The following is an 11,736-nucleotide window of genomic DNA, read 5'->3' on the forward strand; positions in this document are numbered from 1 at the left end:
ACGCCGCTCCTCAGGAATGCGCTTGAGACAATTTACCGGTGGCTTCGGAACCGCCATTGGTTGGCGGCTCTTTGAGTACCACACGCTTGATCGGGCCGACGATCACCAGATAGCTGAACACTGCCACCAGCGCGTTGGCGCCGACGAACACCAGCGCCCATTTGAACGAACCGGTGGAGCTGATGATGTAGCCGATGACGATCGGGGTGGTGATCGACGCGATGTTACCGAAGGTGTTGAACAGGCCACCGCTCAGACCGGCGATCTGTTTCGGCGAGGTGTCGGAAACCACCGCCCAGCCCAGCGCGCCCACGCCTTTGCCGAAGAACGCCAGGGCCATGAAGCCGACCACCATCCATTCCACTTCAACATAGTTGCAGGCCACGATGCTGCTGGAAACCAGCAGGCCGGCAATGATCGGTGCCTTGCGGGCGAAGGTCAGCGAATGGCCCTTGCGCAGCAGGTAGTCGGAAATCACCCCGCCCAGCACACCACCGATAAAGCCGCAGATTGCCGGCAGCGAAGCAATGAAACCGGCCTTGAGAATGGTCATGCCGCGCTCCTGCACCAGGTACACCGGGAACCAGGTCAGGAAGAAGTAAGTGATGCCGTTGATGCAGTACTGGCCCAGATAAACGCCGAGCATCATGCGGTTGGTCAGCAACTGGCGGATGTAGTCCCACTTCGGACCGTCAGCCTTCTTGCCCTTCTTCTGGTCCATGTCGACCATGCCGCCGTTGTCGGCGATGAAGTTCACTTCGGCTTCGTTGGCCATCGGGTGCTGGCGCGGGCTGTGGATAATTTTCAGCCAGACCAGCGAGAACACGATGCCGAGAATACCCATGACGATGAACACGTGTTCCCAACCGAAGCTGAACACGATCCAGCCCATCAGCGGCGCGAACAGCACGGTGGCAAAGTATTGCGCCGAGTTGAAGATCGCCGACGCAGTGCCGCGTTCAGCGGTCGGGAACCAGGCTGCGACGATCCGCGCGTTGCCGGGGAACGACGGCGCTTCGGCCAGGCCCACCAGGAAGCGCAGCATGAACAGCGCAACCACCGCGGTGGACATGCCGAACTCACCGACAAAGCCTTGCAGCACGGTGAACAGCGACCAGGTGAAAATGCTCAGGGCATAGACTTTTTTCGAGCCGAACCGATCGAGCAGCCAGCCACCGGGAATTTGCCCGGCCACGTAGGCCCAACCGAAAGCGGAGAAGATGTAACCGAGGGTGACCGCGTCGATACCGAGGTCTTTTTGCAGGCTGGAACCGGCGATCGCGATGGTGGCGCGGTCGGCGTAGTTGATCGTGGTCACCAGAAACAGCATGAGCAAAATCAAATAGCGGACGTGAGTCGGCTTGGACGATTGCATGTAGATGTACTCCCACTGATTATTTTTATGCGGGTAAAACATTCTTTGGTCTTGTGCCGCGCAGGGCCTCAGGCGAATGCCCTGCGCGGGTGCAGCGGGTTACGAGCCGATGTAGCTGGTTTTCACCACGGTGTAGAACTCTTGCGCATAGCGGCCTTGCTCACGTGAGCCATAGGATGAACCTTTACGGCCACCGAACGGAACGTGGTAATCGACGCCGGCGGTCGGCAGGTTGACCATCACCATCCCGGCCTGGGAATGACGCTTGAAGTGGTTGGCGTACTTCAGCGAGGTGGTGGCGATGCCGGCCGACAGGCCGAATTCGGTGTCGTTGGCCATGGCCAGCGCGGCTTCGTAATCGGCCACGCGGACGATGTTCGCCACCGGGCCGAAAATCTCTTCGCGGCTGACGCGCATCGACGCTTCACTGTCGGCAAACAGCGTCGGCGCGAGGAAGTAGCCCTCGGTGTCGCAGGTCACCAGACCACCGCCGCTGACCAGACGCGCCCCTTCGGACTGGCCGATGTCGATGTACTTCAGGTCCTGTTCCAACTGGGCTTGCGAGACCACCGGACCGATGTCGGTGCCAGCCTTCAGCGCGTGGCCGACCTTGATCGACTTCATGCGTTCGGCCATGGCTTCGACGAACTTGTCGTGAATCCCGGCGGTAACGATCAGACGACTCGATGCAGTGCAACGCTGGCCGGTGGAGTAGAACGCGCTCTGTACCGACAGCTCGACCGCTTGCTTGAGGTCGGCGTCGTCGAGAATGATCTGCGGGTTCTTGCCGCCCATCTCCAGTTGCACCTTGGCCTGGCGCGAAACGCAGCTGACCGCGATCTGCCGGCCCACGCCCACGGAACCGGTGAAGCTGATGCCGTCGACTTTCGGGCTGTTGACCAGGGCCTCGCCAACTACGCGACCGCTGCCCATCACCAGGTTGAACACACCGGCCGGGAAGCCTGCACGGGAAATGATTTCCGCCAGCGCCCAGGCGCAGCCCGGCACCAGATCCGCAGGCTTGAGCACCACGCAGTTGCCGTAAGCCAGGGCCGGGGCGATTTTCCACGACGGGATGGCAATCGGGAAGTTCCACGGCGTAATCAGACCGACCACGCCGAGGGCTTCGCGGGTCACTTCGACGTTGACACCCGGACGCACCGACGGCACGTAATCGCCGGACAGACGCAGGCACTCACCGGCGAAGAACTTGAAGATGTTGCCGGCGCGGGTCACTTCGCCGATGGCTTCGGGCAGAGTCTTGCCCTCTTCCCGGGCCAGCAGCGTGCCGAGTTCTTCGCGACGGGCGAGGATTTCGCTGCCGACTTTATCCAGCGCATCGTGACGGGCCTGAATACCCGAGGTCGACCAGGCCGGGAACGCGGCGCGGGCAGCATCGATGGCCGCATTGACCTGCGCCAGGTCAGCCTTGGCGTAGTCGCCGATGGTGTCGCTCAGTTCGGACGGGTTGATGTTGGCCGAGTAGTCGGCGCCGGCAACCCATTCGCCGTTGATGTAGTTGTCGTAACGTTGTGCATGTGCCACGGGACTGCCCTCGAATCTAAAAGCCTTCACGCAAAAAGCCGCTGATTGCTCAGCGGCCTCTGTTTTATCGGGTGTTACTGCGCACCTTGCTTGTCGATCAGCGCGGCGAGCATTTCATACTCTTCGCCGGTCAGGTCGGTCAGCGGTGCCCGCACCGGGCCTGCGTCATAGCCGGCAATTTTTGCCCCGGCCTTGACGATGCTCACGGCATAGCCGGCCTTGCGGTTGCGGATGTCCAGGTACGGCAGGAAGAAGTCGTCGATGATCTTGCCGACAGTGGCGTGATCTTCACGGGCGATCGCGTGGTAGAAGTCCATCGCGGTTTTCGGGATGAAGTTGAACACCGCCGAGGAGTAGACCGGTACGCCCAGGGCCTTGTAGGCCGCAGCGTAGACTTCAGCGGTCGGCAGGCCGCCGAGGTAGCTGAAGCGGTCACCGAGGCGGCGACGGATCGACACCATCAGTTCGATGTCGCCCAGGCCATCCTTGTAACCGATCAGGTTCGGGCAACGCTCGGCCAGACGCTCCAGCAGCGTTGCGTTCAGACGGCAGACGTTACGGTTGTAGACCACCACACCGATGTTCACCGATTTGCACACGGCTTCAACGTGGGCGGCAACGCCGTCCTGGCTGGCTTCGGTCAGGTAGTGCGGCAGCAGCAACAGGCCCTTGGCGCCCAGACGCTCGGCTTCCTGAGCGTATTCGATGGCCTGGCGGGTCGAACCACCGACACCGGCGAGGATCGGCACACTGCTGGCGCAGGTGTCGACGGCGGTCTTGATGATTTCCGAGTATTCGCTGGCGGCCAGGGAGAAGAACTCACCGGTGCCACCGGCGGCGAACAGAGCCGAAGCACCGTACGGGGCCAGCCATTCCAGGCGCTTGATGTAGCCAGCGCGGTTGAAATCGCCCTGGGCATTGAAATCGGTCACCGGGAACGACAGCAGGCCGGCGGAGAGGATGGACTTCAGTTCTTGTGGATTCATTATTCGAACACCCTGAGCAACGTATTTTTGTGAGTGGACCGTTCAGCCTTCGCCGAAGTTGTAGGTCATCGTACAACTTAAATAACAACCGTCAACTGCATTTCATCGCCGCCAGGCATTTTTTGTCGGACAAGATCTTTTCTTGACGTAGGAATATTCTCGGCTAGGCTCGATTTGACTGTATGTATATACAGTCAAATAAAACCTGCCGACGACATATCAAGGAGAAAGAAATGTCCGGTCTACAAACAAAAACAACGGAAAAACCTGCACCGGTCATCGCTCGGTTCGATGATCTGTTCAGCGCGAACGGCATCACGATCAGTGCTGACCATCCGCATTTGCTGCTGCACATTGCCGACGCCCACAGCGACGTTTCACCCGCCACCGCCCTCCCCGGCAAAGCCCTGAAAGGCAAGCCACCCCTGAGGTTCGAGGGCGCGGAACATACGGCCATCGGCGATAACACGCGCCTGCGCTTCGTCGAAAAAGCCGAGCCCGTGCTTGCGCAAAACGTCCCCTTGCACCTGCCCAACGGCCTGGCCCTGACCTACGGCCAGGTGCTGGCGCTGGGCGGTGATTTCTACGGCGTCGTCGATCGGCCGATCAACGAAGGCGCCACGCCGGCCGAACGCCTGCAACGTTTCAACGCCGCATTCGACTCCCTCGCGGTGCTGCCGGCCGCGCGGGCCGAAGCGACGCAGATTCTCGCGGTGATGCAAAAGGAGATCGATGCGGTCAGGCAGGCGATCAAGGACGGCAAGCCGCCGCACGAAGCCTACGATGCACTGGGAGATACGTTGTCCGAAGAGTGGAACAAGATCACCGGCGGCGGCAGTTTTGTCTCGGCGCTGTTCCCGCTCGGGCGTTATCTGAAACTGGCGGCGAACAACGCTGACCATTTCGGCGAATGGGCCAGACTGGCCTACATCGCCGGGCACACCGCCGCCCTGCAAACCGCCGTCGCCGCCCGTGCCAGTCACGACCCGCAGCAACTGGAGCGGGCCTACGCGATGAATGCCTTCGCCGATCACTACCTGACCGACCTGTTCTCCTCCGGCCACCTGCGGGTGCCACGCAAGGACATGGCCGCCGCGGTCACCCCAAGCGATCTGGGTTCACTGCTCACCCGTTTCATGCACGACGAAGACAGCAAGTTCGGCCTCAAGGTGCGCAATGCCCACGGCGATCAATGGCGCGCGTTCGGCGACAAGCGTTACTTCGAAGCGAGCGACACCGACAACCGCAACCAGGTCAATCAAGCGGTGCAGGCCTCGGCGGACGAAGTGTTCGCCGCCTACCTCAGCGGCAACGTGCCCGCGCCTTCCGGCTTCGCCGCGTTGCAACGACTGCCGGATCTGGCAGCGGTGCTCGACCTGGCGAACAACTTCTCGCCGCTGTTCCGCTCCGAGGGCGGCAAGGTGCTGCGGCGCAAGGACGTCAACAACCTCAACGACACCGCCACGGTCGACGACTGGTGGGGCTGGAGCACTTACCTGCTGCTCAAGGACTACCACCCCACCGGCAACACCCACTGAGGAGAATGACCATGACAATCAAATTGAAACTGGAACTGGCCTCGGGCCAATCCCTCAAAGGTGCGCCGCTGGAGTTGCTGGCCGATGGCGTGGCGATTGCCCGCGCGACGGTGGATAAACAGGGTTACGCGACGTTCGATGCCAAACCCGGCAGCGCCCGACTGGCCGTCCGGGTCGACCGCACGATCCTTCCTGCCTGACAGGAAACCCTGATCACGGAAATGCCCGGAAATGAACATTTCCGGGCATTTCAGGCAAAACGCTTTTACCGTGCAGAGCCGCCGTGAATGGATCACGGCTCACCTCGCATGGAGCGAACCGATCATGGATTTCATCCCGCCAACCCTTCCGCAATTTCCCCATCACTCGGCCGAAACCGTCGTGGTGAAACTGTCGGCCCTGAGCGACGACTTGCGCCTTCAGGTTCCCGACGCCCAAGACACGCCCGCGAACTGGGAGGTCTATCCGATTCTCGGCCCGGATCCGGAACAGCCTGAGTGGCAAGGCGTCTGGGAGCCGACGGGGGTCTGGAGTGAAGCGCTGGACGACATGGTCAGCCTGACCGGCGTCGAGCTGAGCGTGCCCCGCTCAGCGCTGGAAAATTACCTGAACGGCAGCGTTGAACTGCGCTACAAATTCGCCGACGAGTCGAGCCTGGAACTGTGCTCGGAGCCGCTCAGACTGACCATCGAAGCCTGACGTTCAACCCTGCGCCTGAGCCTCTTCATGGGCCTGGCGCAGGCGTTCGCGGCTGTTGGTCAGGTGCAGACGCATGGCCGCGCGGGCCGCATCGGAATCCTGACGGGCAATGGCATCGTAGATTTCTTCGTGCTCGCGACTCAGGCGATTCATGTAGTGCTGCTGGTCATCATGGGCCAGCCGCGCGGAGTTCAGGCGGGTGCGCGGAATGATGCTGGTGCCCAGGTGGGTCATGATGTCGGTGAAGTAGCGGTTGCCGGTGGACAGGGCGATTTGTAGATGGAACTGGAAGTCCGACGCCACGGCATCGCTGGCATGGGCGACGCTTTCATTCAGCGCATCGAGGGCGGCGCGCATGGCGGCCAGTTGCTCGCTGCTGCGGCGTTGCGCGGCAAGCCCGGCGGATTCGACTTCCAGGCTAATCCGAAACTCGAGGATCGCCAGGACATCGCGCAGGGTAACCACTGTCGCCGGATCGATGCGAAAACCGCTCGGGCTCGGCGTGTCGAGCACGAACGTGCCGATGCCGTGTCGGGTTTCCACCTGCCCGGCAGCCTGCAAACGGGAAATCGCCTCGCGCACCACGGTGCGGCTGACGCCATGGGCTTCCATGATCGCCGACTCGGTGGGCAACTTGTCGCCCCGCTTGAGCAGGCCGTCGCGGATCTGCTCGGTCAGCACTGTCACCAGTTCCTGTGCCAGGCTGCGGCGCTTGCGAGGCAGGCGCGGAGTGTCGATCGGGTTTTCCATGGTGTGCGTCTGGTCTCAAAAATTCGGCTTGGGTCGCATCATAGCGCAAGCGGGTTGTACGATCACATCGTCCGTGCGGGAGTGGGCTGGCCCCCTTCCACACGGACGAGTTGTGAAAGATCAGGCGGTGACCGTCTGCTCCACGAGGTGACCATTGTCGATCCGTACGTGCCTTGGGTGGAAGCGCTTGAGGCTGCTGCGGTGGCCGACGCTGACGATGCTCAGCCCCGGCAACTGATCGATCAGCGCCTGATACAGCGTCGCTTCGTCTTCCTCGTCCATCGCCGACGTCGCTTCGTCCATGTACAGCCAGTGCGGCGCGTAGAGCAGCGCCCGGGCGAAGGCCAGTCGTTGCTGCTCACCCGGCGACAGCATGCGCTGCCAGTGATTGGCCTCATCCAGACGCGTAACCAGATGCGGCAGGCGGCAAGTTTCCAGCACTTGTGCATAACGCTCCGGCGCGTAGGTGTCGCCCGGCTGTGGATAACTCAGCGCTTCACGCAAGGTGCCGATCGGCAGATAGGGCTTCTGCGGCAAGAACAGGTAGCGCGCCGCCGGCAGCCGGATATTGCCATGCCCCGCCGGCCACAAATGGCCCATCGCGCGCAGCAGGGTGGATTTGCCGCTGCCGGAGCGACCGCTGAGCATGACGCGCTCACCCGCCTCGACGGTCATGTCGGCGTTGGTCAGCAGATGACGACCGTCGGCCAGATCCAGCCCCAGGTTGTGCACCTTCAATTCGCTGCCCTGGTTCTGCACGTCGATGGCCGGTGCGCGCTCTTCATTGTCGCTCATGGCCTGGCGGAAACTCAGCAGACGGTCACACGTGGCACGCCATGCGGCCAGATCCGAATACGCGCTGATGAACCAGCTGAAGTTCTCTTGCACGTTGCCGAATGCCGAGTTGATCTGCATCAGCTCACCCAGTTCGATCTTGCCCGACAGGTAACGTGGCGCGGCGACGATGAACGGGAAAATGATTGCGATCTGGCCGTAGCCGGAGGTGAAGAACGTCAGGCGCTTGGACACCCGCATGATGTCCCAGAAGTTGTGCCAGACCAGCCCGAAGCGGCTGCTCAAGCGGCGAGTCTCATTCGGTTCGCCGTTGTACAGGGCGATGCTCTCGGCGTTCTCGCGCACTCGCACCATGGAGAAACGCAAGTCGGCTTCGAAGCGTTGTTGTTGGTTGTTCAGACCGATCAGGCGTCGGCCGATCAGGTGCGTCAGCCAACTGCCGACCGCCGCATACAGCAGCGCACACCAGAACATGTAGCCGGGAATCTCGACCCCGAACACTTCGATGCTGCCCGACACGCCCCACAGGATGATCGAGAACGACACCAGGCTGACCACGGTGCGGATCAGTCCCAGGCCAAGGCTCAAGGTGTTGGCGGTGAAGGTGTTGAGGTCTTCGGAAATCCGCTGGTCGGGGTTATCGGTGTAACCGCCCTGCTCCAGCTGATAATAGTTTTTGTGACCGAGCCAGCGTTTGAAGTGGTTCTCGGTGAGCCACGCCCGCCAGCGGATGGTCAGCATCTGCGTCAGGTACAGCCGGTACACCGCGCCAAGGATCGCCACCGTGGCGATGCCGCAGAAATACAGGATCAACTGCCAGAACGCTGCCTCATCCTTCTTTTGCAGGGCGTTGTAGAAATCCTTGTACCAACTGTTGATCCACACCGAAATGGCAACGCTGAACAGCGACAGCGCAATCACGGCGATCAGCAGCGTCCAGGCCTTGCCCTTCTCTTCGCTGCGCCAGTAAGGCGTGGTCATCGCCCACACTTTGCGAAAAAACTGCCCGCGCACAGCATCGTTGACCGCGGAATATTCAGCGTTCTGATTCATGGAAAAGGCTCGATAAAGAAAAGAACAGACACGCACCGATCATAGTTGATCGGTGCGTTTTATCGCGAGGGCTGGCGATAGCCGTTCAGCGCAGGTTCAGCGACGAACCGGGCGCTTCTGCAGTTTGCGCTGCAAAGTGCGGCGGTGCATGCCCAGGGCGCGGGCAGTGGCGGAGATGTTGCCTTCGTGTTCGGTCAGCACGCGCTGGATGTGTTCCCATTGCAGGCGATCCACCGACATCGGGTTTTCCGGCACCAGGCTGTCGAGGTCGGCGTGCTCGGAAAGCAGCGCCGCCAGGACGTCGTCGGCATCCGCCGGTTTGCACAGGTAGTTGCACGCACCGCGCTTGATCGCCTCGACGGCGGTGGCAATGCTCGAATAACCGGTGAGGATCACCACGCGCATTTCCGGGTCCAGCTCCAGCAGCTTCGGCAGCAGGACCAGACCGGAGTCGCCGTCCATCTTCAGGTCGAGCGCGGCGTAATCCGGCAGATCGGCCTGGGCCAGCGTCAGGCCCTCCTCGGCGGAACTGGCGGTGCTGACGCGAAAGCCGCGACGGGCCATGGCACGGGCCATCACCCGGGTGAAGGTCGCATCGTCGTCGACCAGCAGCAAATGCGGCAGTTCTTCGCCTTCGACTTGGATTTCGTCACTCATGTTGGTCTCCTCGGGCGCCGTGGGGCAGACGCAGCTCGGTGAGCGTGCCGCCTTCCTCATGACTATAGAGTTTCACTGAGCCGCCGGCGCGTGTCACGCTGGCCTTGCTCAAAAACAGGCCCAGGCCGAAACCTTTGCCCTTGGTGGTAAAAAACGGTTTGCCGATCTGCTCGGCGATGGCCAGCGGCACTCCGGCACCGTGGTCGCGGATGCTGATGGTCAGGTCTTCGGCGCTCCAGTCCAAGGTCACCTGGAGATTTTCCGGACAGGCGTCGGCGGCGTTGTTCAGCAGGTTCAACAAGGCCTGGGTCAGATCCGGTGGCGGCGCCATGCGCGGCACGGTGCCCTGGCCCAGACGCTGGAAGCGGTAACTGGCCTCGGGGCGCATCAGGTGCCAGCGGTTGAGCGCCTCGTCGAGCCAGTCGGTGACGTCCTGCATTTCCACCGCCAGACGCCGGTTGGCCTCGGCGGCACGCACCAGTTGCTGCAGGGTCTGCTTGCACAGCTTGACCTGATCCTGCAGCACCTTCAGATCGTCTTGCAGCATCGGGTCGGGATGATCCTGCTGCATCTCTTTGAGCAGCACGCTCATGGTCGCCAGCGGCGTACCCAGTTCATGGGCGGCGCCGGCGGCCTGGGTGGCAACGGCGAGCAACTGCTGATCGCGCAGGCCTTCTTCGCGGCGGATCGCGCGCAACTCTTCCTGACGGCGCAGTTCCTCGGCCATGCGCGCGGCGAAAAACGTGATCACCGCCGCCGCGAGGGCAAAGCTCAGCCACATGCCGTAGATCTGCAGATTCTCCCGAGCGACCGGCAAGGTTTCCAGCGGATAGAAGTGCGTCAGCATCAGGGTATACAAGGCCAGCGCGATACCGGACAGAATCACCGAATAGCGCCATGGCAGCGTCACCGCAGCAATGGTCAGCGGCACCAGATAATACGAAACGAACGGGTTGGTCGAGCCGCCGGAGAAATACAGCAGGGCACTGTGGATAAACAGATCGCAGGCCAGTTGCAGCGCGTATTCGAGCTCGGTGACCGGCCATGAGGTGCGCAGACGCACGGCGGTGAACACACAAAGCAGAATCGAACAGCCGAGGGTCATCACCAGTTGCACCCACGGCAACGGCAACAATTGCAGCCAGTAGGCCAGGCCCACGGAACCGGCCTGCGCGGCCAGCACCAGCGTGCGGATAAAAGTCAGCCGCCAGAGGTTCTGGCGAGTGGCGGAAGTCAGTTGTACGGGGGCGAGCATGAGCTCTCCTGATGAGCGCTCCAGGCGGATCGCACGGAGTATAACCAAGCCGCGCGCCCGAGAGGCGAAAGTGCGTCAAACGACCACACCGGCGTGTGCAAGGAAAAAGCACGGCGCTCGCCATCTGTATAGAAGTTGTAACTGGGCGAACCGGATCATAGACGCTAGAGTCTGATGGTTTCACGCAGGCCCCCGAACCATCACCTGCGCCCATATCAAGGAGCTTTCATGCACACATTTCGCCGCAGCGCCGCCCTTCTCGCCCTGACCGTCGGCAGCGTCGCCAGCCTGCCGGCCCTGGCCGCCGATGATCTGCACTACAACCAGATCGCCCTGCGCGCCGAAGTCAGCAAGGAAGTGGCCCGCGACCTGATGATCGTGACCCTGTACACGGAAGAGCAAAACGCCGACCCGGCCAAACTCGCCGCCGACATCAGCACCACCATGAACAAGGCGCTGGCCCAGGCCAAGCAGGTTAAGGACATCACCCTGCGCCAGGGCAGCCGCAACAGCTACCCGATCTACGACACCAAGGGCCAGAAAATCACCGGCTGGCGCGAACGCGCTGAACTGCGTCTGGAAAGCGCCGACTTCGCCGCCCTGTCGAAACTCACCGGCGAACTGCTGACCGACCTGAAGATGGGCGGCATGGACTTCGCGATCGCCGACCCGACCCGCAAATCCAGCGAAGACGCCCTGCTCAAGGAAGCCGTGACCGCCTTCAAGGCCCGCGCTCAACTCGCCACCGACGCCCTCGGCGGCAAGGGCTACAAAATCGTCAGCCTGAACCTCAACAGCAACGGTTATCCACAACCCTACATGCGTGCCCCCATGATGATGAAAGCGGCGGGCATGGACGCAGCCCCGGTGACACCGGATGTAGAAGCCGGCACCAGCCAGGTGAGCATGACCGCCGACGGCTCGATTGAAGTGCTGATGCAGTGAGTTGATTCGAGGTGAATGAAAAACCGGCGATCCGCGAGGGTCGCCGGTTTTTTTGTGGCCTTGGGAAGCGGCTCTCCCCCACACATATACCGAGATAGACACTCCCCCAAGAAAAACGATATTTCCGCCCGCCCCGAA

Annotated in this window: 11 protein-coding genes; 4 read left to right on the forward strand and 7 right to left on the reverse strand. The window is 61.8% G+C overall.

The window, feature by feature from the left end:
- Positions 1–10: 10 nt before the first annotated feature.
- The 3 genes from KVQ74_RS10425 to kdgD form a co-directional block, all read right to left on the reverse strand.
- Positions 11–1,375: an MFS transporter gene (locus KVQ74_RS10425; RefSeq protein ID WP_217830989.1), complete on the reverse strand. Its 1,365-nt coding sequence runs from the start codon at positions 1,373–1,375 to the stop codon at positions 11–13.
- Between the two features lie 99 nt (positions 1,376–1,474).
- Entirely contained in the window at positions 1,475–2,920 is a 1,446-nt protein-coding gene (locus KVQ74_RS10430) for an aldehyde dehydrogenase family protein (RefSeq protein WP_217830990.1), read from the reverse strand.
- Positions 2,921–2,994: 74 nt separating this feature from the next.
- Positions 2,995–3,906 carry a 5-dehydro-4-deoxyglucarate dehydratase gene (kdgD, locus tag KVQ74_RS10435; protein WP_217830991.1) on the reverse strand — a complete coding sequence of 304 codons (912 nt, stop codon included), beginning with the start codon at positions 3,904–3,906 and terminating at the stop codon, positions 2,995–2,997.
- A 233-nt stretch (positions 3,907–4,139) separates the two neighbouring features.
- Between kdgD and KVQ74_RS10440 the strand changes: the two genes are divergently transcribed.
- The 3 genes from KVQ74_RS10440 to KVQ74_RS10450 are packed head-to-tail and all read left to right on the forward strand — an operon-like array spanning position 4,140 to position 6,143.
- Entirely contained in the window at positions 4,140–5,444 is a 1,305-nt protein-coding gene (locus KVQ74_RS10440) for a phospholipase (protein WP_217830992.1), read from the forward strand.
- 11 nt (positions 5,445–5,455) lie between these two features.
- Positions 5,456–5,644, forward strand: coding sequence for a hypothetical protein (locus tag KVQ74_RS10445; RefSeq protein ID WP_217830993.1), 189 nt, complete (start codon positions 5,456–5,458; stop codon positions 5,642–5,644).
- 31 nt (positions 5,645–5,675) lie between these two features.
- Positions 5,676–6,143 (forward strand): hypothetical protein, encoded by a 468-nt coding sequence (locus KVQ74_RS10450; protein ID WP_318837783.1) that lies wholly within the window; start codon positions 5,676–5,678, stop codon positions 6,141–6,143.
- 3 nt (positions 6,144–6,146) lie between these two features.
- Here KVQ74_RS10450 and KVQ74_RS10455 read toward each other — a convergent pair whose 3' ends face one another.
- From KVQ74_RS10455 to KVQ74_RS10470, 4 genes are all read right to left on the reverse strand, one after another.
- The gene (locus KVQ74_RS10455) at positions 6,147–6,893 is read right to left on the reverse strand and encodes a FadR/GntR family transcriptional regulator (RefSeq protein ID WP_217830994.1); all 747 of its coding nucleotides are present in this window, start codon (positions 6,891–6,893) and stop codon (positions 6,147–6,149) included.
- 120 nt (positions 6,894–7,013) lie between these two features.
- Positions 7,014–8,741 (reverse strand): ABC transporter ATP-binding protein/permease, encoded by a 1,728-nt coding sequence (locus KVQ74_RS10460; RefSeq protein WP_217830995.1) that lies wholly within the window; start codon positions 8,739–8,741, stop codon positions 7,014–7,016.
- A gap of 96 nt (positions 8,742–8,837) precedes the next feature.
- Complete coding sequence (locus tag KVQ74_RS10465; protein ID WP_217830996.1) at positions 8,838–9,398, reverse strand: response regulator transcription factor; 561 nt, start codon at positions 9,396–9,398, stop codon at positions 8,838–8,840.
- A complete protein-coding gene (locus tag KVQ74_RS10470) occupies positions 9,391–10,653 on the reverse strand; it encodes an ATP-binding protein (protein ID WP_217830997.1) in 1,263 nt (420 codons plus the stop codon). Before KVQ74_RS10470 ends, KVQ74_RS10465 begins: the two co-directional genes overlap by 8 nt.
- A 228-nt stretch (positions 10,654–10,881) precedes the next feature.
- Between KVQ74_RS10470 and KVQ74_RS10475 the strand changes: the two genes are divergently transcribed.
- Positions 10,882–11,598: an SIMPL domain-containing protein gene (locus KVQ74_RS10475; protein WP_217830998.1), complete on the forward strand. Its 717-nt coding sequence runs from the start codon at positions 10,882–10,884 to the stop codon at positions 11,596–11,598.
- Positions 11,599–11,736: the final 138 nt, after the last annotated feature.

Source organism: Pseudomonas botevensis (assembly GCF_019145475.1).
In the GTDB taxonomy this organism is placed as follows: Bacteria; Pseudomonadota; Gammaproteobacteria; order Pseudomonadales; family Pseudomonadaceae; genus Aquipseudomonas; species Aquipseudomonas botevensis.

What these genes read in the sequence shown, in the direction of transcription:
- KVQ74_RS10440 (WP_217830992.1), top strand. Translation starts at nt 4,140, where the DNA reads ATGTCCGGTCTACAAACAAAAACAACGGAAAAACCTGCACCGGTCATC.
- KVQ74_RS10445 (WP_217830993.1), top strand. Translation starts at nt 5,456, where the DNA reads ATGACAATCAAATTGAAACTGGAACTGGCCTCGGGCCAATCCCTCAAA.
- kdgD (WP_217830991.1), bottom strand. Translation starts at nt 3,906, where the DNA reads ATGAATCCACAAGAACTGAAGTCCATCCTCTCCGCCGGCCTGCTGTCG.
- KVQ74_RS10450 (WP_318837783.1), top strand. Translation starts at nt 5,676, where the DNA reads ATGAACATTTCCGGGCATTTCAGGCAAAACGCTTTTACCGTGCAGAGC.
- KVQ74_RS10455 (WP_217830994.1), bottom strand. Translation starts at nt 6,893, where the DNA reads ATGGAAAACCCGATCGACACTCCGCGCCTGCCTCGCAAGCGCCGCAGC.
- KVQ74_RS10460 (WP_217830995.1), bottom strand. Translation starts at nt 8,741, where the DNA reads ATGAATCAGAACGCTGAATATTCCGCGGTCAACGATGCTGTGCGCGGG.
- KVQ74_RS10465 (WP_217830996.1), bottom strand. Translation starts at nt 9,398, where the DNA reads ATGAGTGACGAAATCCAAGTCGAAGGCGAAGAACTGCCGCATTTGCTG.
- KVQ74_RS10470 (WP_217830997.1), bottom strand. Translation starts at nt 10,653, where the DNA reads ATGCTCGCCCCCGTACAACTGACTTCCGCCACTCGCCAGAACCTCTGG.
- KVQ74_RS10425 (WP_217830989.1), bottom strand. Translation starts at nt 1,375, where the DNA reads ATGCAATCGTCCAAGCCGACTCACGTCCGCTATTTGATTTTGCTCATG.
- KVQ74_RS10475 (WP_217830998.1), top strand. Translation starts at nt 10,882, where the DNA reads ATGCACACATTTCGCCGCAGCGCCGCCCTTCTCGCCCTGACCGTCGGC.